General features: G+C 66.4%; 21 protein-coding genes and 2 pseudogenes. 14 read left to right on the top strand and 9 right to left on the bottom strand.

The annotated features are described in order from the left end of the window. The 11 genes and pseudogenes from adh to H276_RS0119995 all read left to right on the top strand — a co-directional run. Positions 1 to 796 (top strand): annotated as a pseudogene (gene adh, locus H276_RS0120050) (aldehyde dehydrogenase); the annotation flags it as partial. 303 nt (positions 797 to 1,099) lie between these two features. Then, positions 1,100 to 1,276 (top strand): annotated as a pseudogene (locus H276_RS23350) (ethanolamine permease); the annotation flags it as partial. After that, positions 1,273 to 2,688, top strand: a complete 1,416-nt coding sequence (locus tag H276_RS0120040) for an ethanolamine ammonia-lyase subunit EutB (RefSeq protein ID WP_019973072.1) — start codon at positions 1,273 to 1,275, stop codon at positions 2,686 to 2,688. The pseudogene H276_RS23350 and the gene H276_RS0120040, both read left to right, overlap by 4 nt. Next, a complete protein-coding gene (gene eutC, locus H276_RS0120035) occupies positions 2,685 to 3,458 on the top strand; it encodes an ethanolamine ammonia-lyase subunit EutC (protein ID WP_019973071.1) in 774 nt (257 codons plus the stop codon). Before H276_RS0120040 ends, eutC begins: the two co-directional genes overlap by 4 nt. Before the next feature lie 471 nt (positions 3,459 to 3,929). Further along, entirely contained in the window at positions 3,930 to 4,346 is a 417-nt protein-coding gene (locus H276_RS0120025; RefSeq protein ID WP_019973069.1) for a hypothetical protein, read from the top strand. Positions 4,347 to 5,202: 856 nt separating this feature from the next. Next, positions 5,203 to 5,646: a 50S ribosomal protein L13 gene (gene rplM / locus H276_RS0120020; protein WP_019973068.1), complete on the top strand. Its 444-nt coding sequence runs from the start codon at positions 5,203 to 5,205 to the stop codon at positions 5,644 to 5,646. A gap of 23 nt (positions 5,647 to 5,669) precedes the next feature. Then, entirely contained in the window at positions 5,670 to 6,119 is a 450-nt protein-coding gene (gene rpsI / locus H276_RS0120015) for a 30S ribosomal protein S9 (RefSeq protein ID WP_026357224.1), read from the top strand. 347 nt (positions 6,120 to 6,466) lie between these two features. Then, positions 6,467 to 6,886: a hypothetical protein gene (locus H276_RS23345; protein WP_019973066.1), complete on the top strand. Its 420-nt coding sequence runs from the start codon at positions 6,467 to 6,469 to the stop codon at positions 6,884 to 6,886. 144 nt (positions 6,887 to 7,030) lie between these two features. Beyond that, on the top strand, positions 7,031 to 8,368 hold the full coding sequence (gene glmM / locus H276_RS0120005) for a phosphoglucosamine mutase (RefSeq protein ID WP_026357223.1): 1,338 nt from the start codon (positions 7,031 to 7,033) through the stop codon (positions 8,366 to 8,368). A 37-nt stretch (positions 8,369 to 8,405) separates the two neighbouring features. Next, positions 8,406 to 8,702 (top strand): type VII secretion target, encoded by a 297-nt coding sequence (locus H276_RS0120000; RefSeq protein ID WP_019973064.1) that lies wholly within the window; start codon positions 8,406 to 8,408, stop codon positions 8,700 to 8,702. A 2-nt stretch (positions 8,703 to 8,704) separates the two neighbouring features. Further along, positions 8,705 to 10,171 carry a hypothetical protein gene (locus tag H276_RS0119995; protein ID WP_036461438.1) on the top strand — a complete coding sequence of 489 codons (1,467 nt, stop codon included), beginning with the start codon at positions 8,705 to 8,707 and terminating at the stop codon, positions 10,169 to 10,171. A gap of 13 nt (positions 10,172 to 10,184) precedes the next feature. Here the strand turns inward: H276_RS0119995 and H276_RS0119990 are convergent, their stop codons facing one another. Further along, positions 10,185 to 11,546: a ClC family H(+)/Cl(-) exchange transporter gene (locus H276_RS0119990; protein WP_019973062.1), complete on the bottom strand. Its 1,362-nt coding sequence runs from the start codon at positions 11,544 to 11,546 to the stop codon at positions 10,185 to 10,187. Between the two features lie 218 nt (positions 11,547 to 11,764). Next, positions 11,765 to 12,616 carry a hypothetical protein gene (locus H276_RS0119985; RefSeq protein WP_026357222.1) on the bottom strand — a complete coding sequence of 284 codons (852 nt, stop codon included), beginning with the start codon at positions 12,614 to 12,616 and terminating at the stop codon, positions 11,765 to 11,767. 118 nt (positions 12,617 to 12,734) lie between these two features. On the opposite strand from H276_RS0119985, the gene glmS reads away from it, so the two are divergent. Next, positions 12,735 to 14,600 (top strand): glutamine--fructose-6-phosphate transaminase (isomerizing), encoded by a 1,866-nt coding sequence (gene glmS, locus H276_RS0119980; protein WP_019973060.1) that lies wholly within the window; start codon positions 12,735 to 12,737, stop codon positions 14,598 to 14,600. 75 nt (positions 14,601 to 14,675) lie between these two features. Here the strand turns inward: glmS and H276_RS0119975 are convergent, their stop codons facing one another. From H276_RS0119975 to H276_RS0119945, 7 genes are all read right to left on the bottom strand, one after another. Then, the gene (locus tag H276_RS0119975) at positions 14,676 to 14,891 is read right to left on the bottom strand and encodes a hypothetical protein (protein WP_231376724.1); all 216 of its coding nucleotides are present in this window, start codon (positions 14,889 to 14,891) and stop codon (positions 14,676 to 14,678) included. A gap of 170 nt (positions 14,892 to 15,061) precedes the next feature. Beyond that, positions 15,062 to 15,655: a sarcosine oxidase subunit gamma gene (locus tag H276_RS0119970; protein ID WP_019973058.1), complete on the bottom strand. Its 594-nt coding sequence runs from the start codon at positions 15,653 to 15,655 to the stop codon at positions 15,062 to 15,064. Further along, positions 15,648 to 18,584, bottom strand: coding sequence for a 2Fe-2S iron-sulfur cluster-binding protein (locus H276_RS0119965; RefSeq protein WP_019973057.1), 2,937 nt, complete (start codon positions 18,582 to 18,584; stop codon positions 15,648 to 15,650). The genes H276_RS0119970 and H276_RS0119965 overlap by 8 nt, the downstream gene beginning before the upstream one ends. After that, a complete protein-coding gene (locus tag H276_RS0119960; RefSeq protein WP_019973056.1) occupies positions 18,584 to 18,895 on the bottom strand; it encodes a sarcosine oxidase subunit delta in 312 nt (103 codons plus the stop codon). The genes H276_RS0119965 and H276_RS0119960 overlap by 1 nt, the downstream gene beginning before the upstream one ends. Before the next feature lie 15 nt (positions 18,896 to 18,910). Further along, on the bottom strand, positions 18,911 to 20,155 hold the full coding sequence (locus tag H276_RS0119955; RefSeq protein ID WP_026357221.1) for a sarcosine oxidase subunit beta family protein: 1,245 nt from the start codon (positions 20,153 to 20,155) through the stop codon (positions 18,911 to 18,913). Further along, positions 20,152 to 21,465, bottom strand: coding sequence for a serine hydroxymethyltransferase (gene glyA, locus H276_RS0119950; RefSeq protein WP_019973054.1), 1,314 nt, complete (start codon positions 21,463 to 21,465; stop codon positions 20,152 to 20,154). Before glyA ends, H276_RS0119955 begins: the two co-directional genes overlap by 4 nt. A gap of 273 nt (positions 21,466 to 21,738) precedes the next feature. Further along, positions 21,739 to 22,413, bottom strand: coding sequence for a GntR family transcriptional regulator (locus tag H276_RS0119945; protein ID WP_369758528.1), 675 nt, complete (start codon positions 22,411 to 22,413; stop codon positions 21,739 to 21,741). Positions 22,414 to 22,560: 147 nt separating this feature from the next. Between H276_RS0119945 and H276_RS0119940 the strand changes: the two genes are divergently transcribed. Then, a complete protein-coding gene (locus H276_RS0119940) occupies positions 22,561 to 23,955 on the top strand; it encodes an L-serine ammonia-lyase (RefSeq protein WP_026357220.1) in 1,395 nt (464 codons plus the stop codon). A 234-nt stretch (positions 23,956 to 24,189) separates the two neighbouring features. Next, positions 24,190 to 25,770 (top strand): D-alanyl-D-alanine carboxypeptidase/D-alanyl-D-alanine-endopeptidase, encoded by a 1,581-nt coding sequence (gene dacB, locus H276_RS0119935; protein WP_019973051.1) that lies wholly within the window; start codon positions 24,190 to 24,192, stop codon positions 25,768 to 25,770. Positions 25,771 to 25,870: the final 100 nt, after the last annotated feature.

The following is a 25,870-nucleotide window of genomic DNA, read 5'->3' as shown; positions in this document are numbered from 1 at the left end:
CACGACCGGCCGGCTGATCATGCAGTACGCGTCGCAGAACCTCATCCCCGTCACCCTCGAACTCGGCGGCAAGAGCCCCAACATCTTCTTCAACGACGTGATGGCGGCAGGCGACGACTTCCAGGACAAGGCCCTGGAAGGCTTCACGATGTTCGCCCTCAACCAGGGCGAGGTATGTACGTGCCCGTCGCGCAGCCTCATTCAGGCCGACATTTTCGATGAGTTCCTGGAGTTGGCCGCGATCCGCACCAAGGCGGTCCGCCAGGGTGATCCGCTGGACACCGAGACCATGATCGGGGCGCAGGCCTCCAACGATCAGTTCGAGAAGATCCTGTCTTACATCGAGATCGGCAAGTCCGAAGGGGCCCGGGTGGTCACCGGTGGGGAACGCGCCGACCTCGGTGGTGACCTGGCCGGCGGGTTCTACATCCAGCCGACGGTGTTCGCGGGCAAGAACAACATGCGGATCTTCCAGGAGGAGATCTTCGGCCCGGTCGTCGCGGTGACCTCGTTCGCGGATTATGACGATGCGATCTGGATCGCCAATGACACGCTGTACGGGTTGGGTGCGGGGGTGTGGAGCCGTGACGGTAACACCGCCTATCGCGCCGGCCGCGACATCAAGGCGGGCCGGGTGTGGACCAACTGCTACCACCAGTATCCCGCCCACGCCGCGTTCGGCGGGTACAAGCAGTCCGGGATCGGCCGCGAGAACCACAAGATGATGCTGGATCACTACCAGCAGACCAAGAACCTGCTGGTGTCCTACAGCAACAAAGCCCAGGGATTCTTTTAAAGAGGCGTGCCAGTCCGACAACTGAAAATCCGGCACCTCGAATGTGCTGGTGTTGCGAGAAACGCCCGTGACTCGTACCGCCGGCACTTCGTGGTGTTTTGGCGATTTTGCAGGAAGTATTGCAACACAATGGGATTCAGCATGCAAACTGCATCTGGACAACTGGGTTGGAGTCAGCGATACTAGATAAAGGTTGTTTTATCTACCTTTTGGTCCCCTGATGGGGGAAACTCCAATCGTGACGAGGTGTTGCCATGTCGGCGATCGAAAGCTTTGCGCAGTAAGGAGTCTCGATTGCCTGGCGTCATCACAGTGCTGGCCGTCATGGCGACCTTCCTGGTCAATCCGGTGGCAGCCGGGCTATGCCTGGCCGTGTTCACCGCATTCATGGTGTACTTCGCATTCCGTCGCCATCGCCCGGTGGCCAACTCGCCCGATGAGGAGTTCGCGATGCTCACAGCGGCCGAGCGCCAGTCATGAAGTATCAGCAACAGATTTCAGGGGTGAACTACACTTTCGACGGGCTTGTGGAGGTGATGGCCAAGGCCACCCCGCTGCGTTCCGGTGACCAATTGGCCGGATGCGCAGCCGAACACGACGGGGAGCGGGCGGCCGCAGCGTGGGTGCTCGCGGACCTGCCGCTGGAGGTGTTCCTCACCGAGGAGATCGTTCCGTACGACACCGACGAGGTTACCCGGTTGATCATGGATACCCATGACTGCCAAGCCTTCTCGGCGGTTTCACACCTCACCGTCGGAGGGTTCCGGGACTGGCTGCTGGAAACGGCGGCGCGCGATGACAGCGCCGAGCGCATCACGGCCATCGCGCCAGGCCTCACCCCGGAGATGGTCACCGCGGTCAGCAAGATCATGCGCAACCAGGATCTGATCGCGGTCTCGGCCGCCATACGGGTCAGTGCGGCATTCCGCACCACCATCGGCGCCCCCGGCACGTTGGCCACCCGGCTGCAGCCCAACCACCCCACCGACGATCCGCGCGGAATCGCCGCTGCGGTGCTCGACGGGCTGCTACTGGGTTGCGGTGATGCGGTCATCGGGATCAACCCGGCCACCGATTCGCCGCAAGCCACCGCCGACCTGCTGCACCTGCTCGATTCGATCCGCACCCGCTATGAAATCCCGGCCCAGTCCTGTGTGCTGTCCCACATCACCACGACGATCGGGCTGATCGAGGCGGGGGCGCCGGTGGACCTGGTTTTCCAGTCGATAGCCGGCACCGAGGCTGCCAACACGGCCTTCGGGGTGAACATCGCGGTGCTGCGGGAAGGCAACGAGGCTGCGCGCAGCCTCAACAGAGGCACCGTCGGCGGCAACGTCATGTACCTGGAGACGGGGCAGGGTTCGGCGCTGAGTTCGCACGCCCACCTGGGGGTCGGCGGCAAGCCGGTGGACCAGCAGACCTTGGAGACCCGCGCCTACGCCGTCGCCCGTGACCTGCAACCGCTGCTGGTCAACACCGTCGTCGGGTTCATCGGGCCCGAGTACCTGTACGACGGCAAGCAGATCATCCGGGCCGGGTTGGAAGACCACTTCTGCGGCAAGCTGCTCGGCCTGCCGATGGGTGTGGACGTTTGCTACACCAACCACGCCGAGGCTGATCAGAACGACATGGACACCCTGTTGACACTGTTGGCCGCGGCCGGGGTGGCGTTCGTGATCACTGTGCCCGGCGCCGACGACGTGATGCTGGGCTACCAGAGCTTGTCTTTCCACGATGTGCTGACCGTGCGACGAACGCTGGGGTTGCGGCCCGCGCCGGAGTTCGAGGCTTGGCTGCGCAATGTGGGCATGGTCGACGAGTCCGGCCGGCTCACCCCGTTCGACCTGGAGCGTTCGGCGCTCCGGTCACTCACGTCGGCGGAGGCGCTGTGAGTACTAACCACGTTGCAGTACAAGAGTTTTGGGATGAGTTGCGCAAGACGACGCAGGCTCGTATCGGGTTGGGCCGGGCCGGCAACGGACTGCCCACCCGGCGGGTGCTCGAGCTGGCGGCGGCGCATGCCGCGGCTCGCGATGCCGTGCACGTGCCGCTGGACTTGGATCAGCTCAGGGAAGCTGTCCTCGAGGTCGGCATCGGTGAGCCGACGGTGGTGACCAGCCGCGCAATCTCCCGCGAGGAATACCTGCGCCGCCCCGACCTGGGCCGGTTGCCCGCCGACTCGATGACCGTGCTCGATACCCCGGCTGACATCGGCTTCATGCTCGCCGACGGCCTGTCGCCGACAGCCCTGAACCACCATGGGCCAGCCTTGCTGGCGGCGCTGGTGGAGCAGTTGAAGGAGCGCTACACCATGGCGCCGCCCGTGATTGCCACGCAGGCCAGGGTCGCCCTCGGCGATCACATCGGAAGCCGGGCGGGGGTCCGGACGCTGCTGGTGATCGTGGGTGAGCGGCCCGGCCTGAGCGTGGCCGACAGCCTGGGCATCTATCTGACCCATCTACCCCGGCCGGGACGCACCGACGCCGACCGCAACTGCATCTCGAACATCCATCCACCCGACGGCCTCGGATACTCCGAGGCTGCCCGCGTGGCGGCCGGTCTGGTCGCCGGGGCCCGCGAGCTCGGCCGCTCGGGTGTCGACCTCAAAGACACCTCGCGAACCGCAACCCTGGGGCCCGGCGGCGCGGCCGAACTCAATTGATGAGCGAGAGAGGGTTTCGGACGCAGCGCTAACCGATGGTCGGGGTAGCGATCATGTAAAACGCAGTCTCGCAAGGTAATCCGCGAATACGCTGATGGATTCGTGGGAGGTTGCTGGATTCAGTGACCACACAGCGTGGCGGCAGCTTTCCCTACATAATCCGGGGTCAGATTTGACCTATGGACACTTACGACGGAGAGCCTACAACTCGGCACCGCAGCGGACGAGTTCTCGGCGTCGTGATCGGCGCCGGTGCAGTCGCAGCGATGGCGACATTCGCTCTTGCACAACCAAATTACGGTTCTACGGGTGTCAACATTCCGTTGGCCGGATCTGGCGATGCTCCTGCGGACACCACCTACAGTCAGCCCGCGGTCGGGCAGATGAAGGTCGGCAACACGGCGACGGCGACGACACCACCCGCCAGTTCGGCGGGTTAGGAGCAGGCCCGATGACGAGGAGGTCGAAGAGATGAGTTCGCGCATCTTGGGCATGGCCGTGACCGCCATCGCGATGCCGGCCGTGTCCCTCGCATTGTGTGGGGTCGCCCAGGCGTCGTCCCCCAATGTCGTCGGCCAGAAATATGGCGACGCCAGCACCACGCTCAGTGGGGCCGGCTACACGCCCGTGGTCCGGAGCACTGTTGGTGACCGCTTGGCATGGTCGGATTGCGTCGTCACCAATCAGGTGGACCACACGGAGCCGGCGCCGGTGAACAGCGACGGCTCGGCGGTGAGTCAGACGCTGGTATCGCTCAATTGCGATGCTGCCGTGGCATCGGCCACCACCCCGGGCAACTCTCTGGGCAGCCCGGAGGGACGGGCTGCAGCCGCGGCGGCCAAGGCCAGCGCCTCTGCATCGCCCACCACCCCGGCTCCTGCGGGTTAGCCGCTTCCTATTCCCGTTGCGGCGCAGTGCTTTCAACGCCCGTTGATTGCGCAACGCGTTGATGATCTTGGTCATCCAGGTGGATAGGGCGCTGCACCGCGCCCTACGACTAGGTCGAGCAACCGGGTATGTCCGGTCCCCGTAAAAGCGCGATTGGCCCTGTCGATTGGATCGGCGGGGCCAAATCGCGCGCACTCAGCTGCAGCTCAGGGCAGGTTGGCCTCCTCCGACGGCAGTGCCGCCGGGCCCGTGATAGGGGGCTGTGCCTTCGTAATCGTTGCAATGTAGGGCTCCGCTGCCGTCGATGTTGCTGTCGCCCCGAGCTTCATAGCTTCCGATGTCAACGTTGTAAAAGGCGAGGGATTATCTAGCTTGGCCATATGCTGGCTCGGCATACCCGCCGACGCCACACCCAGCCAACTCAGCGCCAGAACCGCGCAGCCGCCTACGATTGCTGAGACAGATCGGATTTGAATCTTCCTTTCGGTGGCCATGTGCTCAGCTCCTTCGTCCTTGTGAAGTTGGGGTCCTGCTATTCGGCTGCTCACTCCAGATGGCCGATATCCCGCCTGTAACTGCAGTTCACGTCCGGAATCTGAGAAATAGGCGGGAGCGCCCATGTGAGTTGGCTAGGAGAATTGTTGACGTGACTTGCCGCGGATGCAGCGAGCGTGCGGTCCATCCCGGAAGAGCCGTTTTGGCTTGCATCGACAGTGGGCGGTAGGCTGCTCGGTTGGCGTGTGCTGCCCTCGCGGGTAAGCAGGTCCCGGGTCAATGTCGGTCGCCGGGAACATCGAGACGCACTCGCCGGACCGGCAGCCAAACGGGGAAACCCGAAACGAGAGAGGTAAGCGCTGTGTCTACATACACGCCGAAGGCGGGTGACACCACGCGTTCGTGGTACGTCATCGATGCCACCGACGTGGTGCTTGGCCGGCTCGCCGTCGAAGCAGCCAAGCTGCTGCGCGGCAAGCACAAGCCGACATTCACGCCCAACGTTGATGGAGGCGACTTCGTCATCGTCATCAATGCCGACAAGATTGCCGTCAGCGGTGACAAGCTCACCAAGAAGTTCGCTTACCGCCACTCGGGTTACCCCGGTGGTCTGCGCAAGCGCACCATCGGCGAGCTGCTGCAGAAGCACCCGACCCGGGTCGTAGAGAACGCGATCGTCGGCATGCTGCCGCACAACAAGCTCAGCCGGCAGATTCAGAAGAAGCTGAAGGTGTACGCCGGTCCGGAGCATCCGCACGTCGCGCAGCAGCCGGTTCCGTTCGAGATCAAGCAGGTGGCCCAGTGACCGAAGTGAATGAGACCGAAGCCGTGGCCGACGTTGTGACTGAGGTCGTCGAAGAGGTCGTCGAGCGCCGCGAGCCGGTCATCATCGACCGTCCCATCCAGACCGTCGGCCGCCGCAAGGAGGCCGTGGTGCGGGTGCGTCTGGTGCCCGGCACGGGTCAGTTCCACCTGGACGGCCGCACCCTGGAGGCCTACTTCCCGAACAAGGTGCACCAGCAGCTGATCAAGGCTCCGCTGGTGACCGTGGACCGGTTGGACAGCTTCGACGTCTACGCCCACCTCGATGGTGGCGGGCCGTCCGGCCAGGCCGGCGCGCTGCGTCTGGCCATCGCCCGGGCGCTCATCCTGGTGCAGCCGGAGGACCGTCCGGCGCTGAAGCGGGCAGGCTTCCTGACCCGTGACCCGCGTGCCATCGAGCGTAAGAAGTACGGCCTCAAGAAGGCTCGTAAGGCTCCTCAGTACAGCAAGCGCTGATCTGTTTCGCCGTCAAACCGCCGAGCGTGGAATATCCACGCTCGGCGGTTTTCTTATTTATCCCAGTATGTCGAATTCAGTAATCATCCCAACCATCGGTCCTTATCGGTAATCGGCTAGTCAAGGCCTCTTGATATTGGAATCGGTACGAATATAGTTAATTCAATAGCTCGGCTAATGGTAGTTATTTCCTGATGCCTTGGTTTGACATTCGCTCGGAAAGTAGAAAACCCTGGGTGCCGAGGCGGGGCGCGGATATGCGTCTGGGTGGGCCGAACCTGCCCGCCGGTACGGGTCAGTCAGCTCGATGGGGGACCGGGCCGCTTCCTGACTGAAAGGACTGGTTGATGAAAAGCACGATCAAGCGCGTGACGGTTGGCGCCGCCCTTGGCGGGGCGCTGTTGGCGTCGGTTGGTTTGGGGCTGGCCAATGCCGAGCCTCGCGGCGATGGGCAGGTCGACGTGACTGTCGGCTCTGCCGGCACCTTGCACAACGTTCCGGTCGCGACGGCCGCACAGATCGTCGGAAGCGTGTGCAACCACGACGTCGGACAGGTGACGTCGGCGATCGAGGCTGTCGACAGCAACGGCGGAGAGCAGAACGTGTGCAACAGCACCCTCGGTGCGGTCGATCTGCGTCAGAACGATGCGAACAGCGCGGAGGGAACTCCAGCCGCCCCGAACGCCGCGCCCGGTGCGTACGGGACTACCCCGACGACGAGCGCGCCGGCGGCCCCTGAACCGCCGCACACCTCGCCGGCAGGATAATCGGCGCAGCGTTGTGCCGCCCGCATCCGAATGCGTGCGGGCGGCACATCTGCTGGGTCTCGATGGCATACCGGTACGGCGGCGGCACGGCTGCGCATGACCTCAGTTGGCTCTTTATGCCCTTCTTATGAGAAATTTATGGGCATGGGTCGACTGTTCGGCACCGATGGGGTGCGCGGAGTCGCCAATCGCGATCTAACGGCCGAGCTGGCGCTGGCGCTGGGCTCCTCGGCAGCTCGTAGGTTGGGTTCTGCAGGTGGGGCGCGCCGCCGCGTCGCGGTCGTCGGCCGCGACCCGCGGGCCAGCGGCGAGATGCTGGAAGCCGCGGTGATAGCGGGGCTGACCAGTGAAGGCATCGACGCGTTGCGGGTCGGGGTGTTGCCGACACCCGCCGTGGCGTACCTGACCGGGGCTTATGACGCCGACTTCGGCGTGATGATCTCGGCGTCGCACAACCCGATGCCCGACAACGGCATCAAGATCTTCGGTCCGGGTGGGCACAAGCTCGATGACGCTGCCGAGGACCGCATCGAGGATCTGGTCAGCTCTGGTCCCGGGATGCGGCCGACCGGTGCCGGGATAGGCCGGGTGCAGGACGCCGAGGATGCACTTGACCGCTATCTGCGGCATACCGGCAAGGCCGTCACCACCCGGCTCGACGGGCTGACCGTGGTGGTGGACTGTGCGCACGGCGCGGCGTCGGTAGCGGCGCCGCTGGCCTACCGGGCTGCGGGCGCCGATGTCATCGCCATCAACGCCGAGCCCAACGGCCTGAACATCAACGACGGCTGCGGTTCCACCCACCTCGACGTGTTGCAGGCCGCCGTCCGGGAGCATCGCGCCGACTTGGGCCTCGCGCACGACGGCGATGCCGACCGATGTCTCGCGGTGGACGCGGCGGGCCGGGTGATCGACGGTGACGCCATCATGGTGGTGCTGGCGCTGGCCATGCAGGAGACCGGCGAACTGACGGCCAACACCCTGGTCGCCACGGTGATGAGCAATCTGGGCCTGCACCTGGCCATGCGCGCAGCCGGTATCGAGATCCGCACCACCAGTGTCGGTGACCGTTACGTTCTCGAAGAACTGCGGGCCGGCGAGTTTTCGCTGGGCGGTGAGCAATCGGGCCACATCGTGATTCCCAGTTTCGGTACCACCGGCGACGGCATCGTCACCGGTCTGCGGCTGATGTCGCGAATAGCTCAGACCGGGTCCACTCTGGCCGCGCTGGCCGAACCGATGCGAACGCTACCGCAGGTGCTGATCAACGTCGAGGTCACCGACAAGGCGACCGTGGCCCTGGCGCCCTCGGTGCAGTCCGCGGTCGCCCAGGCCGAAGCTCAGCTCGGGGAGACCGGCCGGATCTTGTTGCGACCGTCCGGAACTGAGCAGGTGGTCCGGGTGATGGTCGAAGCGGCCGACGAGGACACCGCACGTCGGGTCGCGGTCCACGTCGCCGAGTCGGTCAGCGCCCAGAACTGAGGGAACCCCACCACGGCCCGCTGCGTCTAAACCGGGCATGGGAGAAGTTGACGCCGCCCACGTCGATGTCGGGGAGTTGCTGCGGGCGGCACGCCAGTACGATGCCGCCGCCGGGATCATCGATGCCGCTACTCGGGCGAGGTTTCGGTTCGACGGCGCGACGGCCGGGCGAGCGCACATCTCCTCGGGTGACGCGCTAAGGACTGCGCTCGATGAACGTGCCGCGTCGTTGCGGCAGTGGGCCCGGGCGGTCGGCGAGGTGGCCGCAGTCCTGCGGAGCACCACCGACCGCTACGTCGCCGCCGATGTCGACGCCGCCGCGAGGGTGCGGTGAAAATGGCCCAAATCGGCGACGTTGCAGCACGTTTGGCAGAGGGGCAACGTGCGGTCGATACTTTCGCCGAATTGGTCCTGGCCTGCGGGCAGCTGGGCTATCGGCACCCGGACCTCACCGCGCACCTCGGCCAGGTGCACGACTGGTATGCCGCAGAAGACGGCTTGGACCTGCGAGCGCTGGACGCCGATGGCGCGGCGCTCGCAGGTGTCGCGGGGTCGGCTGAGCGGGCGCTGCGGTTACAGGACGATCAACTGACCGCACTCGCGCAGGCGTGGCAGGGTGCGGGGGCGCAGACAGCGCACGAGTTCCTGCTCCGGCATGGTGGCGCGGCCCAGGAAGCCGTGGTCGCCGTACGCAGAGCCGTCGGCGCCTTGGCCGAGTTGCGCGATCAGCTGTGGCGGGCCATTGACGGCAAGGTCACGATCACCGAGCGGATCGAGGCCCGGTGTGCGGCGCACCGCGACGCGTGGTTGGCCGCGGCACGCATCGTCCGGACCGGTCCGGGTCGCCACGACGTCGCCAGCGAGTTGATCGATACGCAGGTGAAGCCGTTCGTGGACAACGACATCGGTGTGGATTGGGTGTCCGCGATGCGTTCGGCGAGTACATCGGTGTCAGATGCCTACGCCGCTGCGATCACCGAGCTCACCGATGGTTCTATACCGGTGTTCGAGATTCCCGGCGATCTTGGACCGTCGTGGCTGCCGCGCATGGGTCCGGCGGTTCCGATCGATTCACCGGTGCGCAGCGGCAGCACGGTCCCCGCCGGTTTCGTACCGTCCGACCGGACCGATCCGGTGCCATGGGTGGCCCCGGCGAGCCCGATGAGCATGCCGCCGGCGGAACCTCAGATCACTTCTGCTGCAACATATCCCGCAACACTGTCCGCCGAACCGGCCGCTTCGGTTACCGGTCCGGCTGCGTCTGACCCCGCGGCGGCGTGGGGTGCGTCGCCGCTCGGCGGTGGACTGCCCGGGGCCGGGTTGTCTGGCATCGGCTCGGGGTTGTCCGGCATCGGCCAGCAACTCGCCGACCTTTTTGGTGGCTTGCTCGGATCGACAGCCGGAGGATCGGGCTTCGCCGCGGACACCGCGACGCCCGAGGAACTCGACGAGCCGGAGGTCTCTGATCCGGTCGGTGACGAGGACACATCCGATAAGCCTGATGAGGAAGAATCGAACGGCTCCGGCGCTGACGATAAGGCTGAAGATGTTGCACCCGAGGACGATTCGGATGCAGATGGCGCTTCCGGCGACGAGGTGCCGACGGAGGATGAGGTCGCGGTACCGGCGCCCGAACCTGCTGAGACACCGGTCGAAACCGGCGAACTGCCGGGCGCGCCGCAGCCGGCACCGCCCACGGTCGTGCCTCCCGCCGCCCCGGCTGCGCCGGCCGAGCCGATGGCGGCGCCTGCCAAGACGCCCTGCGAGATCGCCGCCGACGAGTTACCGCAGGTGGGTGGTTAGTAGGTTGATCGGATCAGGTCGGGGTGGCAGCGCGGTCGGCGAGCAGGCCGTAGATGGGTCGTGACCGCAGGACCATGGCGACCAGTAGCGCCGTGGCGCATGCGCCGAGCATCGGTGGCAGTTGATTGGTGGTGCCGGTGAGCTCTGTGGCGAGGATCAGACCGGTAACTGGGGCATGCACGCTGGCGGTGAAGAACGATGCCATCCCGATCAGGGCGAGAGCCGCCGGACTGGGCGGGGCATGCGGGACGAAGTGGGCGGCTACCAGTGCGACGATGAGTCCGGTGTACGCACCGAGCACGAGCATCGGTGCGAACAGACCGCCCGGGGTTCCCGCTGCGTAAGACGCGGCGCCAAGGACGAAACGCAACGCCAGCACCCCGATGACAGCCCAAATCGCGCCGTGGCCAAGGAGTGCTTGCTGAGTCAGGTTGTCGCCACCACCGGCAAGGTCTGGCGCGCACCAGACGAGAATTCCCACACCCCCGCCGATGACGGCGGCACGCATCTCGACCGGCCATCGGCTGGTATCGGCCCTGTGCAGACCGAACATGATGGCCTTGTTGTAAAGCACTCCCAGTACGCCGGTGACGATGCCGACGGCCACCACCCAACCAGCGTCGGCCAGACGGGGTTCGGCCAGCTGCGGCATGTGGAAATCGGTGCCGGAATGGATGAGCGGGTAGGCCACCATGAACCCCGATGCCGTGGCCACGAGGGTGCCGAGGGTGGTTCGGGGATCGAAGCGCTTGACGAGCTCCTCCAGCACGAACACTCCGCCGGCGATAGGCGCGTTGAAGGCGGTCGCCAGGCCGGCAGCTGCACCGCCGGCGGCCAGAATCCTCAGATCAGCCTGAGATCGGCGGGTCGCCGACGCGATGATCACTGCTATCGAACCACCCATCTGCACCGATGGCCCCTCGCGTCCGAGCGCCAGACCGGCGCCCAGCGACAGCAGACCGCCGACGTACTTGATCGGCAGAATCCAGAATCGGCCGGGGTCGGCACGGCCCTCGACGACCGCTTCGACGCGCGGGATGCCGCTGCCTACGGCATTCGGTTCGACGCGTGCCACCAGTGCCGCCGCGACCGCTGTGCACGCGGCGCAGATGGCTACCACGACGATCAGGCCCCACCAGCCGCCGTGGGCCCAGCCGGACAGCGTTTCACGCCACTTGGCCGCCCGGACCAGAAGTAACCGGAAGCTGGCCGCGGCGAGGCCGGTCAGTGCGCCGACCACCGCCGCCGTCAGAACGAAGCCCACCAAGCTCTCGGCGCCTTCGCCGCTGTTGTCGACGGGGCGCAATGTGGGCTTCTGCCAGCCGGTCAACGTACTGCGCAGCCAGCGGCCCGCCTGACCTTCCCAATTTCCCACTCCGTATCTCTATCGCGTTGCGGGCCAACTGGGGGGCGAGTCCAGAAGTTTGGACGTGGGCTCAGCCGTCACCGGATGGCGGAGCCATTGCGCGCTTCGGCTCCCAGCGTCGCGATAGTGATCGGAATACGTTCGCGGTTGTTCTTTAGTTGACGTTCTCGCCTCGCCACACCTGGCGGCAGGTCTTGGGGCATGACGTCGAATTCGCCTGCGCGTGCTCAGCCCTTGAGCAGCGCGGCGACCTTGTCCTCCAGTTGGACCGGCGGGGCATCGGGATCGGCGAACCCGCTGCGGGGCAGTACCGCCTCCGGGTCGGCGAAGTCGCGATAGGCCTTGTCGCCGGTCAGAGCGGCCAGCAGGTACCCGGTGAGCAATGCCCGGACTGCCTTCTGCGTGCGGCGGTCGGGGCCGGGCAGCCCGATGAACCGGCCGAGCTTGCGGCCCTCCACCAGCCCGGCGGGCTCGGCCTTGTCCACGGTGCGCAGCGTCACCCCGTGCCATGCGGCGGCCAGTTCGGTGGCGTTGGAGCGCAGGTTCAGCGAGTCGCCGGTGGCCGCGAGGATCAGCCCGGGCAGCTTCAGCGCCGCCGCCGGATGCTCGGCGGGCGGCTTGGTGACCGTCGGGAACAGCGCGGCCACTGCCTTCGGAGCCTGGGGTCCGGACGCCATCCCGGCCGCCGCGAACACCGCCGCAGAACCGCCGAAACCGTGGCCGACCAGGCCCCGCTTGGCCGGATGGACGCTGATCTTGCCGGGGCCCAGCCGGACACCGCTGACGATGTCCAACGTCGCGCCCAGGTCGAAGGCGAAGTTCAGCACCGAGGGCGCCACACCGGTTTCAGTGCTGGGTGCGGCCGCGACGATGCCCCAGGACGCCAGGTGTTCCAGGGTCCGCGTGTAGTTCTCGCCTTTTGCCAGCCAGTCATGACCGAACGCCACACCAGGCAGGTTCAGGCCGGCCTCGGGCGTGTAGACGACACCCGGAACGCCGGCGAACGCCAGGTCACCGCGCAGTACGCGATGCGGGCCGCGGCGGGTCAACGCGCTGAAGAGCTTCCTGGTGCTGGCCACGGGTTGACCGTAGCCCACGGTGCGGAATCGGTCACCGAATGTGCCGGCAGGTGATTTGCGTCAACGGCCATCGGCGCAGAATCGGGTCCCGTCGCCGATTGCACTATCCTGGGAGTCTATGTGTGGAATCGTCGGCTACGTCGGGACGCGCCCGGCCTGCGGCATCGTGGTCGAGGCGCTGCGCCGGATGGAATACCGGGGCTACGACTCCGCGGGGATCGCGCTGGTTGACGGCCGGGGTGGGCTGACGGTACGTCGCCGCGCCGGTCGTCTGGCCAACCTGGAGGCCGCGCTCGCCGAGACCGACCCCGCCCTGCTGACCGGCAGCACAGGTCTTGGCCACACCCGCTGGGCAACCCACGGCAGGCCCACCGACCGCAATGCGCACCCGCACCGCGACGCCGCGGGCAAGATCGCCGTCGTCCACAACGGCATCATCGAGAACTTCGCCGGCCTGCGCGCCGAGCTGGAAGCCGCCGGGGTCGAGTTCGCCAGCGACACCGACACCGAGGTGGTCGTGCATCTGGTGGCCCGGCAGTACGCCCACGGCGACACCGCAGGCGACTTCCCGGCCTCGGTACTGGCCGTGCTGCAGCGGCTGGAAGGCCACTTCACGCTGGTGTTCGCCAGTGCCGAAGATCCCGGCACCATCGTGGCGGCCCGCCGATCAACCCCGCTGGTGGTCGGTGTCGGCGACGGCGAGATGTTCGTGGGCTCCGACGTCGCGGCATTTATCGAGCACACGCGCAACGCCGTCGAACTGGGCCAGGACCAGGCCGTCGTGATCACCGCCGACGGCTACCGGGTCACCGACTTCTTCGGCAACACCAATGTCGACTACCGCGAGTTTTACATCGACTGGGATCTCGACGCCGCCGAGAAGTGTGGCTACGACTACTTCATGCTCAAGGAGATCGCCGAGCAGCCGACGGCCGTGGCCGCGACCCTGCTGGGGCACTTTGTCGATGGCCGCATCGTGCTCGACGAGCAGCGGTTGAGCGATCAGGAACTCCGCGAGGTCGACAAGGTGTTCATCGTCGCCTGCGGGACTGCCTACCACTCGGGCCTGCTGGCCAAGTACGCCATCGAGCACTGGACCCGGCTGCCCGTCGAGGTCGAGCTTGCCAGCGAGTTCCGCTACCGCGACCCCGTGCTGGATCGCAGCACGCTGGTGATCGCCATCTCGCAGTCCGGCGAGACCGCTGACACGCTCGAGGCGGTCCGGCATGCCAAGGCGCAGAAGGCCAAAGTGCTGGCGATCTGCAACACCAACGGCAGCCAGATTCCGCGCGAGGCTGACGCTGTCCTCTACACCCGGGCCGGGCCGGAGATCGGGGTGGCGGCCACCAAGACGTTCCTGGCCCAGATCGCCGCCAACTACCTTGTCGGCCTGGCGCTTGCGCAGGCGCGCGGCACCAAGTACCCCGACGAGGTGCAGCGCGAGTACCACGAGCTGGAAGCCATGCCGGAGCTGGTGACCCGGGTGCTTGCGGGTATCGAGCCGGTGAGCCGGTTGGCGCAGCAGTTCGCACCGTCGTCGGCGGTGCTGTTCCTCGGGCGTCACGTGGGCTACCCCGTGGCACTGGAGGGTGCGCTCAAGCTCAAGGAGCTGGCGTACATGCACGCCGAGGGTTTCGCCGCCGGTGAGCTCAAGCACGGTCCGATCGCGCTGGTCGACGAAGGCCTGCCGGTGATCGTGGTGATGCCCTCACCCAAGAACGCTCAGACGCTGCACGCCAAGCTGCTCAGCAACATCCGGGAGATCCAGGCGCGAGGCGCGATCACCATCGTCATCGCCGAGGAGGGTGACGACACGGTGCGGCCGTACGCCGATCACCTCATCGAGATACCCGTGGTGTCAACGCTTTTCCAACCGCTGCTGTCGACGATTCCGTTGCAGGTGTTCGCCGCCGGGGTGGCCCGGGCCCGCGGATACGACGTCGACAAACCACGCAATCTGGCCAAGTCCGTCACCGTCGAATAGCTTGTCGCCCAACGTGAACAAGATGGCGAGCTTTGTGGCCGATTTCGCCACCTTGTTCACGTTCGGCGCTGCGGCTTAGCAGGCGTACGGCGGGCGGGCGATCGCCCGGTACTGCATCGCCCGGTTCACCAGATCCATGTCTGCGGCATCGAGGGGGAGGTGCTGCGATACGGACACGTCGAGGACGGCGTCGAACCGCTTCATAATCCTGCGCGCATCCATTCCGAACTGCGCCCGGGTGCTCTCCTTGTCGGGCCGGGACAGCAGATCGGAGTCCAACACGAAGCTCACGATGCATCGGTCATACCAATCGAGATGCATCTCCCGGTCTCCCGTCTGCTTTGACTGCGACACCAATATCGAACTATTGATCGCCGTCTGATATATCAGTTCACTTTAAACGGTACGGCAGGCTGCGGGGCCGGTCAAGGGTCCGAGCTTTTGGCCGGATAGGTACCCGGCTACCACGTGACCGCGTACTCCTCGGCAGCGTCGACCAGCCACTCCGCGAGGTAACGGGCGAACGACGACCGCACCAGGATGCGGTAGTCGGTTCCGTTGTCGGCCAAGGGGATCAGGACGACGGCGGTAAGCCCGAGCATGGTCTGCGCGGCGGCGCCCGGCCCGAAGACCGACGGATGCAGATCCAGTGAGCAGCCCTTGGCCAGCACGTCACGGGCATGCGCGCCACGCAACCGCAGCGTCGTGCGCTGCGCGGAGACGTCGACGGCGGCGCCGTCGAACTCGGCGACCACGGCCCGCAGCTGAGTCTCCAGCTCTGCACCGGGCCGGCCGGTCGAGGTGACGAGCCATTCGTCGGGCCCGAACCAGATCACCGTGGTGTCCGAGCCGTTCACCACGGTCGACGGGGTGGTGGGCAGCGCGTCGACACCGAGGACCCCGGCCGCGGCGGCAGCGCCGGCACCACCGGGATCGACCCACAGATCGACCATGGTGACGAAGGGCTCCTCGGCGAGTTGTGCCGAGGGCGGCAGCTCGGCGAACCGAGAATGCCAGTCCTGCAGGGGGCTTTGGCGGTACAGGGTGTCAGCCATCGCGGCGTGCTCCTTCGGGATCGACCAGGACGCTGCTGGTGACCTCGACGGACACCAACCTGCCGTCCACGGGAACGTGCAGGGTTTCGCCGATGCGGGCGTGCCCGCCCTTGACCAGGGCCAGGGCGAACGGCCGGCCCAGCTCCGCGCTGCGATAGCTGGACGTGACATGGCCGAGCATCGGCACGGGCGGCGGAGGAAGCACGCCTCCGGTGCAGGTCTCGATGATCTGGGCGCCCTCGGGAAGCACGGTCTGCGCATCGACGGGCAGCAGCCCGACGAACTGTTTGCGCAGCGGTTTGAGGTTCTCGGCGCGGGTGAACGACCGCTTGCCGATGAAGTCCGGCTTCTTCTTCGACACGACCCAGTTCATGCCGAGATCCTGTGGTGTCACGGTGCCGTCGGTGTCCTGCCCGATGATCGGGTAGCCCTTCTCGGCGCGCAGCACGTGCATGGTCTCGGTGCCATACGGCGTGATCCCGTACGGCTCGCCGGCGGCGATGAGGCGTTCCCACACCGCGGTCGCGTACCAGCCGGTGACGTTGACCTCGTAGGCCAGCTCACCGGAGAAGCTGATCCGCCCGATCCGGACTGGCACGCCGTGTTGTTTGTGCTCCTCGCGTCCGTCATCTTGTTTGTGCTCCTCGCGTCCGCCGTCTTGTTTGTGCTCCTCGCGTCCGCAGGCGAGCGTGGTGTCGCGCCACGCCATGAACGGAAACGCCTCGTTGCTGACGTCGAGATCGCCGAAGACAGCTCCGATCACGTCGCGAGACTTCGGGCCGACGACGGGGAAGGTGTGCCACTGCTCGGTGACCGAGGTCATCCGCACCCGCAGGTGAGGCCACTCGGTCTGCAGCCATTCCTCCATCCACTCCAGGATGTGGGCGGCGCCGCCGGTGGTCGTGAACACCTGAAATCGGTCGTTTGCCAACCGCATCACGGTGCCGTCGTCGATGACCATGCCGTCGATACCGCACATCACGCCGTAGCGGAGCATGCCGACCTTGAGCGTGCTCATCATGTTGGTGTAGAGCAGGTCGAGGAATGCCCCGGCGTCGCGGCCCTGCACGTCGATCTTGCCGAGGGTGGAGCCGTCCAGGATGCCCACGCCGCCGCGAGTGGCCGCGCACTCGCGCAGCACCGCGGTCTCCATGCTTTCACCGTCCACCGGGTAGTAGCGCGGCCGCTTCCACTGGCCCACGTCTTCGAACACCGCTCCGCGGGCCACGTGCCAATCATGCACGGCGGTAACGCGTTCCGGGTCGAACATGTGGCCGCGGCTGCGGCCCGCGAGGGCTGCGAACGCCACCGGAGTGTAGGGCGCGCGGAAAGTGGTGACACCCAGGTCAGCGACCGGGACACCAAGCAGTTCGGAGGTGATGCCCGAGGCCACCACGCCGGACGTCTTGCCCTGATCGTGCGCGGTACCGATGGTGGTGTAGCGCTTGATGTGCTCCATCGACCGCATGCCCGCGCCGACCGCGCGCTCCACATCGGCGACGGTGGCATCGCGCTGGACGTCGACGAACTGGCTGGCCGTGCCCGCCGGGTCGGCGACCCGCCACAGCACCATGCCGGCGTCGCTGTCCGGGATTGAATCAGCTTCGCCCCCAAACGGTTCGGCCTCGGCGGTGAATCCGAGCGAACCGAGCGCGGCCGTCGCGGCCTTGCGTCCGCTGCGCAGGCAGCCGGGCAGATCGAACACACCGTTGGCAGCACCGACGACGTGGACACCGGACATCGGCTCACCGGGCACGAACGCGCCAAGGGCCTCGTCGTAACGCAGGACGCCGCGGGCCTGGCTGAAGAGGTGCACCGCCGGGTTCCAGCCGCCGCTGACCAGCAGCACGTCGCAGGCCACCGAGACGGCATGGGTACTGCCGGAGCGGGCGACGAGCGCGTGGCTGACGCGGTCCTGGCCGCGGATTCCGCGCACCACCGAGCCGGTCCGCAGTTCGATGCCGCGGCCGGCGCATTCCTCGTACAAGCGCGCGGCGACGTCAGGGCGGGCGTCGACGATCGCGTCGACCGTCACACCGGCGGCGTGCAGCTCGAAGGCCGCGAGGTAAGCGCTGTCGTTGGTGGTGAACACCACCGCCTGCTCGCCGACCTTGACGCCGTAGCGATTCAGGAAGGTCCGGGCACCGCTCGCCAGCATGATGCCGGGCCGGTCGTTATCGGTGAAGACCACAGGACGCTCATGTGCACCGGCGGCCACGATGACCTGCCGAGCGCGGATGCGCCACACCCGCTGACGGCTGATCTGCGCGGGTGCCGCGGCACCGAGGTGGTCGGTGCGCCGCTGCACCGCGAGCACGAAGCCGTCGTCGTAGTGACCGAACGCGGTGGTGCGCTGCAGGTGCAACACCTCGGGGTAGGTGGCCAGCTCGGCGGTGACGTCGGCGACCCACTCCAGGGCGGGCTTGCCGTCGATGGTGTCGGTGCTGCCCAGCAGGGCCCCTCCGGCTTCGCTCTGCTCGTCGAGCAGCACCACCCGGGCGCCCGCGCGGGCCGCGGTCAGTGCGGCGGCCAAGCCGGCCGGCCCGGCGCCGGCGACCAGCACGTCGGTGTGGACGTGAGTGGCGTCGTACTTTGCGGGGTCGGCGGTTTCGGCCAGACGCCCCTGGCCGGGGATGCCACGCGCCACGAGCCCGTCGAACAGTTCGACGGTGGTCGCGAGGAGCATCGGCTCGGGGAAGGGGTATTCGATCTGGACGAGACCACCGGTGTCCTCAGCCCACGCCGAGGTGAAGCCACGGGGCCGGCCCAGTTTGATGCTGGTGGTCACCTGGTGCACGCCGTTGGCCAGCAAGGCCGAGGCGAGTGTGTCGCCGGCGTACCCCGTCAGTCCACGATCGTTGAAAGTGAAGGTGTGCACGGTGTTCCGGTCGATACGGCCACCGTCGGTGGTGCGCAATGGTGCGTTCATCAGATCTCCCTCGATTCCCCGGTCGCTGCGCTTCTACCCGCCGGCGGCGCCTGCTCGTCGGTGCGGTAGACGCGGTGGAATCGGTAGGTGGCGGTGTCGCGCAGCGCGTTGAACCAGCGCCGGCAGCCGGCGCTGTGGGTCCAGCGCTCGGCGAACAGCCCCTTGGGATTATTGCGGAAGAACACATAGTGGCCCCACTCTTCGTCGGTGAGAGCCTGTGGATCGGTGGGGTAGGCGACGTGTGCCTGACCGCCGTAATGGAACTCGGTCTCCTCGCGTGGCCCGCACCACGGGCATTCGATGAGTTGCATGGTGACTCCTGAGATCTAGTGGGCGACGCCGGCGGCGCCGTGCTCATCGACCAGCGCGCCGGTGATGAATCGGTCGAGGCAAAACGGTGCGACGTACTCGTGCTCGCGGCCGTTGGCGATCGTGTCCGCGAGGCACCATCCGATGCCGGGGGTCACCTTGAAACCTCCTGTGCCCCAACCGGCGTTGAGGTAGAGGTTCTCGTAGCCGGCGCGGCCCACGATGGGCGACGCGTCCGGGCACACGTCGACGATTCCCGCCCAGGTGCGCAGCAGGTGCGCCCTGGCGAAGACGGGGAACAACTCCACCGCGGCGGCCATCTGGCGTTCGACGATGTGGAACGCGCCGCGCTGGCCGTAACCGTTGTAGGAGTCGACACCCGCGCCCATGACCAGCTCGCCCTTGTGCGCCTGAGAGACGTAGACGTGCACGGCATTCGACATGACGATCGTGGGATGCACCGGCTCGAGGAGTTCGGAGACGAGTGCCTGCAGCGGATGGCTCTGCAGCGGGGTGCGGATGCCGAGCATGTCGGTCAGGGTCGAGGTGTGCCCGGCCGCACACAGCAGTACCTGGCCGGCCGCGATGTCACCGCGGGTGGTGCGCACCCCGGTGACCCGGTCGCCGTCGGTGGCGAACCCGGTGACTTCGCAGTTCTGGACGATGTCGATGCCGGCCTCATCGGCGCGGCGCGCGAATCCCCATGCGACATAATCATGTTTGGCGATACCGGCGCGCGGTTGATAGGTCGCGCCGAGCACCGGGTACCGGATGTCGTCGGAGATGTTGACGATGGGGCACAGCTCTTTGACCTGTTTAGCATCGACCCACTCGGCGTCAATTCCATTGAGCTTGTTGGCCTCCACCCGCCGTACGCTGTCGCGGACATCCTGCAGGCTGTGTGCGAGGTTGAGCACGCCGCGCTGGCTGAACAGGATGGGGTAATCCAGGTCCTCTTCGAGCCCTTCCCAGAGCTTCAGAGCGTGCTCGTAGATGCGGGCGCTCTCGTCCCACAGGTAGTTCGACCGGATCAGCGTGGTGTTGCGGGCCATGTTGCCGCCGGCCAGCCAACCGCGTTCCAGCACTGCGACATCAGTGATGCCGTGATTCTTCGCCAGGTAGTGGGCGGTGGACAGGCCGTGTCCGCCGCCGCCGACGATCACGACGTCGTAGGACTTCTTGGGCTCCGGTGTGCGCCAGAGGAAATCAGGGTGCTCCGGCAGGTGCGCTCCGGGCGGGGTCGGCGTGGAAGCTGTTGTCACAGTGCGGCCTTCGTCAGGGCGGGGTAGAGCGGGAAGCGGGCGGCCAGGACGTCGACGCGGTCGCGCAGAGCGGCCAGGCCGGCGTCGTCGGTGTCCGGCCGCAGGGCCAGGCTGATGATGTCGGCGACCTCGCGGAACGCGTCGAGGTCGAATCCCCGCGTAGCCAGTGCGGGGGTGCCGATCCGCACGCCCGAGCTGACCATCGGTGGTCGGGGGTCGAACGGAACCGCGTTGCGGTTCACGGTGATTCCGACTCGGTGCAGCCGGTCCTCGGCCTGCTTGCCGTCGAGTTCGGATTCCCGCAGATCGACCAGAATCAGGTGCACGTCGGTGCCGCCGGAAACCACGTTGATGCCCGCCTTGCGGGAATCCTCTTGTAGGAGGCGGTCGGCCAGGATCTTCGCGCCGTCGAGGGTGCGCTGCTGGCGCTCGCGGAACTTGGGCTCGCCGGCCAGCTTGAACGACACGGCCTTGGCGGCGATGACGTGCTCCAGCGGGCCGCCCTGCTGACCCGGGAACACCGACGAGTTGAACTTCTTGGCCAGCGCCGCATCGTTGGTGAGGATGATGCCGCCGCGCGGGCCGCCGAGGGTCTTGTGGGTCGTCGAGGTGACGACGTGAGCATGCGGCACGGGCGACGGATGAAGCCCGGCGGCGACGAGACCGGCGAAGTGCGCCATGTCCACCATGAGGTAGGCACCCACCTCGTCGGCGATTCGGCGGAACTCCGCAAAGTCCAGCTGACGCGGGTAGGCCGACCATCCGGCGATGATCACCTGGGGACGGTGCTCGCGGGCGAGTTCTTCCACCTGGGCCATGTCGACGCGGTGGTCGTCCTCGCGGACGTGGTAGGCGGCGACGTTGTAGAGCTTGCCGGAGAAGTTCAGGTGCATGCCGTGGGTCAGGTGACCGCCGTGGGCCAGGGCCAGACCGAGAATGGTGTCGCCGGGCTGGAGCAGGGCGGCCATGGCGGCCGCGTTGGCCTGTGCGCCCGAGTGCGGCTGAACATTGGCGTACTCGGCGCCGAACAGCGCCTTGATCCGGTCGATGGCCAGCTGCTCGACCACGTCGACATGTTCGCAGCCGCCGTAGTAGCGTCGGCCGGGGTAGCCCTCGGCGTACTTGTTGGTCAGCACGCTGCCCTGCGCCTCCATCACCGACAGCGGCGCGAAGTTCTCGCTGGCGATCATCTCCAGGGTGCTTTCCTGGCGGCGCTGCTCGTCGACGACGGCGGCATAGACCTCCGGGTCGGCAGCGGCCAGCGATCGGCCCAAGACGGTGTCGTGTGCGGCCTCTGTTTGAACACCCATACGGACTCCTGTGATCCAGACGATTGATATATCAGTTGGCGATCACCTTAGCGGTCGCGATAGCGGCTGGTCAAGGGTCTGTTGGGTTTGATCGACGTGCGTTTGCCGGTGATATTGCGAGCCGGACACGGTGGCGGACGTGCACCTTGTTGTGATGGTGCTCGGCGTGTCGTCGCGGAAGCCGACACTCTCGACACAGGGCGCAGCAGGGGGTGCCGACGAGTTGCCAGCGGGCGCGCCTACTACGAGGGGATTGTTTCTTGGCAGTGCGCGTCAGATGACGGCACGAACCCCGACCTCGAAGCCGGTCACGTGCTGCAGCGTCAACTCGGCGGCGGTGTCGGCATCGCCGTTGATGATGGCCGACAGGATGGCCGAATGCTCGTTGATGTGCTCTGCCACATCGGTGAGCCGCTCGAGGAACAGGCAGAAGATCCGGGTCACGAGGTTGTGGTAGCGGACCAGCACGTCTTCCAGGTGTGGGTTGCCCGCGGCGCGGTAGATGCTGCGGTGGATGACGATGTCCAGCCGCATCAATTCCGTGGGGTCGCCAGGCAGGTCGTCGATGGTCTTATAGGCGTCGAGCAGCTGCTGCAGCTCGGCGCGCTGGCTTGCGCTGGCGCGTTCAGCTGCGCGACGCGCGGCCAGGGGCTCGAGCTGCAGCCGAATCTCGTTGATATAGGCCAGGTCCGTGATCTCCACGCCGGTCGCGAACGTCCCGCGGCGTGGATAGGAGATGACCAGACGATCGTCTTCGAGGCGTTTGAGCGCCTCGCGCACCGGCGTGCGGCCTACGTCCAATTCGCTGGCCACTCGGGCATCGTCGATGGGCTCGCCCGGCCGGATCTGCAGCGTGGTCAGCTGATCACGCAGCGCCAGGTACGCACGGTCCGCCAAGGATGCTGGAGGGCTGGCCTGGTCCATCGAGCCCAGTGGAGCGATAGCCACGGCCAGATTTTAGCAGTGGTATCCAATAGTTATTGTCTCCGACGACTTCTATACAGATTGAAATTCAGTTGATATATTAATCGTGTATCTAATCGCGGCACCGAGGTGGGCTTCCTCGGGTGGCCGCCGAACATAAAGGTCAACGGCGTGACTGTTAGCGTTTTCGAGCTGTTCAAGGTGGGCATCGGCCCGTCGAGCTCCCATACGGTCGGGCCGATGAAGGCGGCATATCTGTTCGTGTCCCGGCTCGCCGCGGAGGGCCTGATCGAAAACACCGCCGCCGTACGCTGTGAACTGTTCGGCTCGCTCGGAGCCACCGGCCACGGCCACGGCAGCGTCAAGGCGGTGGTCCTGGGCTTGGAGGGCGAACAGCCCCAGTTGGTCGACCCGGTCGCGGCCGGCCCGAGGGTGGATACGATCCGGGCCGAAGGGCAGCTGCGGCTCGCGGGTACTCACCCGATCCGGTTCGACGTCGACGAGGACATCGTGCTGCACCGCCGCAAGCGCCTGGACTTCCACAGCAACGGCATGGTCTTTTACGCATTCGACGCGGCCGGCGAGCAACTGGAGCGCCGCGAGTACTACTCCGTCGGGGGCGGTTTCGTCCTCGACGAGGACGAAACGGGCACCCGGGTCCTCGTTGTCGATCCGACCCCGGTGCCTTACCCGTTCAGCAGCGGAGCCGAGATGCTCAGGCTGACCGCCGAGACCGGAATGAGTATCAGCGATCTCATGATGGCCAACGAGAAGGTGTGGCGCAGCGAAGCCGAGATCAGGGCGGGCCTGCTGCACATCTGGGAGGTCATGCAGCAATGCGTCGAGCGGGGGACGCACGTGAGCGGCGTGCTGCCCGGCGGGCTCAAGGTCCGTCGCCGCGCCGCCGAGCTGCGCGAACGTCTGGAGAGCGGCGGCGACGAGCAGGACGCGCTGCGGGCGATGGAGTGGGTGACCATGTATGCGCTCGCGGTCAATGAGGAGAACGCCGCGGGCGGTCGTGTCGTCACCGCGCCGACCAACGGTGCCGCCGGCATCATCCCCGCTGTGCTGCACTACTACCGCCAGTTCATCAGCAGCTTCAGCGAGTACGGCGTGGTGCGGTTCCTGCTGACAGCAGGAGCAATCGGGTTGTTGTTCAAGGAGAATGCCTCTATTTCGGGCGCTGAGGTGGGCTGCCAGGGTGAGGTGGGCTCCGCGTGCTCCATGGCGGCGGCAGGCCTGGCCGAAGTGCTCGGCGCCACCCCTGAACAGGTGGAGAACGCTGCCGAGATCGGCATCGAGCACAACCTAGGACTGACGTGCGACCCCGTCGGGGGGCTGGTGCAGATCCCGTGCATCGAGCGCAACGCCGTCGGCTCGATCAAGGCGATCAGCGCTGCCCGGATGGCCTTGCACGGCGACGGCACCCACCACGTCTCATTGGACAAGGCGATCAAGACCATGCGCGAGACCGGCGCCGACATGAGCGTCAAGTACAAGGAGACCGCTCGTGGCGGCTTGGCGCTCAACGTCGTCGAGCTGCCGCTGAACGTGGTCGAGTGCTGAGCGGGACGCTGCCCGCCGGTATCGCGCGTGTTCCGCGGTGAAATCGTGAACAATTGCGGCAGCGCAAGCAGTCCCGCGCTGGCGGCGGCCTGAGGCGAGTAGTCGGGGCGGTAGCTGAGTAATCGGTAATGCGGCGAGGGTGAAATCCAGGTAGTCCCGTACGGGTATCGGCCCGGCGGGGTCCGCCGAGGATGTCAACCGAGTCAGTTATCGGTCAGGCAGGGGTCGAACGCGATGGGCAATGCGATCGGTCGGTTCGTCGCCCTGGTACTCACTGCCACAGTGGTTGCCGCCTGCGATGCGACGACGGGCGCACCGGCGAGCGCAGACCTGCCCGAGGCCGCACGAAAGATCATGGAGAAGCCGGCGTATTCGACTGCGCGGTGGCTTTATTACGTCGCCGACCGCGACTCCGGCGAAGTGTTGTTGAGCCAACGGCCCGACGAGATGGTGTTGACGGGGTCAACGGCAAAGGAATTCACGATCGGCACGGTGTACGACACCTTCGGCCCTGACACTCGTCTGACCACCCCCGTCTATGCCACCGCGCCGACAGTCGACGGCATGGTCAGAGGTGACGTGATTCTGGTCGCCGCAGGCGATCTCACGCTGGGCGGTCGCGGCGGGCGGCAGGGTCGGGTTGACGACGCGTTCGACGCCACACATATCGACCACGTTTACGGCGATATCGCGCCCAACGCCGCAACAGTCGACGACGATCCGCTGGCCGGACTCGACGACCTGGCCCGCCAGATCGCCGCCAAGGGCGTCAAGAACATCGTCGGCGACGTCGTCGTCGACACGCGACTCTGGCGGGCGACCGACGGCCATGAGGGCGCCGTCCCGCCGATCTTCGTCAACGACAATCTTCTCGACATCAATGTCTCCCCGGCGGGCGTCGGCGAGTTGGCAACCATCGAAACCATCCCGTCCACAACGGCATTCGCCGTGCAGTCGAACGTCTCGACCGTCGACTCCGGTGCATCGCCGAACTTGGAGGCCACCGCGGACCCCGCGAATCCCCGCCACATCGTCGTCACCGGGACCATCCCCGTGGGCGAGCCGCGGCTGACGATCTATCGGGTGTCCGATGCCGACACCTGGGCGCGGACGTTGTTCATCGAAGCCCTCAACCGGGCAGGCATCGCGGTCACCTCTTCCACGGTCGGGCCCAACGACCAGTCCCGACTCCCGCCGAAGGGCAGCTACCCCGCGGACCGGCAACTGGCCGCGCTGCAATCACCTCCGTTAGCGGCTTTCGGGTCGATGATCCTGCGGACCAGCTACAACACCGGAGCCAACGCGATGTTGTGCCTCCTGGCGACCAAGTCTGGATCCACCGATTGCACCGACGGACTGAAAGCCGTTCGCGCCGCGGTGAACAAGGCGGGCCTGGTGCCCGACGCCGTGGTGCTCACCGACGGCGAGGGGGCTTATCCGGCCTCGACGACCCCCAGGCAGATGACCGACTGGGTCAAATGGGCCGCGGCGCAGTCGTGGGGAGAGGCACTGGTCTCGGGTCAGCCGGTACTGGGTGAAAGCGGCACCATCGCCGCGGTCGGTGCTGACAGTCCGGCGAAAGGCAAGGTGCAGGCCAAGACCGGGACGGTCGCGGTTGTCGACCCCGTGACGGGGCGTGCGCTGTTCAACGTGCAGAGCCTCGCCGGATTCATGACCACCGACGACGGTCGCCATCTGGTATTCGACCTGTCGATGAGCGGCGCCACCTACCCCGATGTGCTCACCGGCCTACAGGAAGCCAACCAAGACGTCGGAATGGTCGCGGCGCAGATTCAGAAGATGCTGTCGAAATGAGCGTCCGCTTCGCCCGATCGGGGGACATGGGATGGGCCCCTGCGATGGCCATTCACCCGACATACACCACCGACGTCATGAGCCACCGTTGTGGGGCCAA

Origin of the sequence: Mycobacterium sp. 141, from assembly GCF_000382405.1 — a bacterium.
Lineage (GTDB): Bacteria > Actinomycetota > Actinomycetes > Mycobacteriales > Mycobacteriaceae > Mycobacterium.
Note: the sequence above shows the minus strand (reverse complement) of the source record. Positions and strands in the feature narration are given on the sequence as shown.

Coding starts and splice junctions, on each gene's coding strand:
- glmS (WP_019973060.1), top strand. CDS start 12,735: ATGTGTGGAATCGTCGGCTACGTCGGGACGCGCCCGGCCTGCGGCATC.
- H276_RS0120000 (WP_019973064.1), top strand. CDS start 8,406: ATGGGAGAAGTTGACGCCGCCCACGTCGATGTCGGGGAGTTGCTGCGG.
- H276_RS23345 (WP_019973066.1), top strand. CDS start 6,467: ATGAAAAGCACGATCAAGCGCGTGACGGTTGGCGCCGCCCTTGGCGGG.
- H276_RS0119965 (WP_019973057.1), bottom strand. CDS start 18,584: ATGAACGCACCATTGCGCACCACCGACGGTGGCCGTATCGACCGGAAC.
- glmM (WP_026357223.1), top strand. CDS start 7,031: ATGGGTCGACTGTTCGGCACCGATGGGGTGCGCGGAGTCGCCAATCGC.
- H276_RS0120040 (WP_019973072.1), top strand. CDS start 1,273: ATGAAGTATCAGCAACAGATTTCAGGGGTGAACTACACTTTCGACGGG.
- dacB (WP_019973051.1), top strand. CDS start 24,190: ATGGGCAATGCGATCGGTCGGTTCGTCGCCCTGGTACTCACTGCCACA.
- H276_RS0119995 (WP_036461438.1), top strand. CDS start 8,705: ATGGCCCAAATCGGCGACGTTGCAGCACGTTTGGCAGAGGGGCAACGT.
- glyA (WP_019973054.1), bottom strand. CDS start 21,465: ATGGGTGTTCAAACAGAGGCCGCACACGACACCGTCTTGGGCCGATCG.
- H276_RS0120025 (WP_019973069.1), top strand. CDS start 3,930: ATGAGTTCGCGCATCTTGGGCATGGCCGTGACCGCCATCGCGATGCCG.
- H276_RS0119960 (WP_019973056.1), bottom strand. CDS start 18,895: ATGCAACTCATCGAATGCCCGTGGTGCGGGCCACGCGAGGAGACCGAG.
- H276_RS0119970 (WP_019973058.1), bottom strand. CDS start 15,655: ATGGCTGACACCCTGTACCGCCAAAGCCCCCTGCAGGACTGGCATTCT.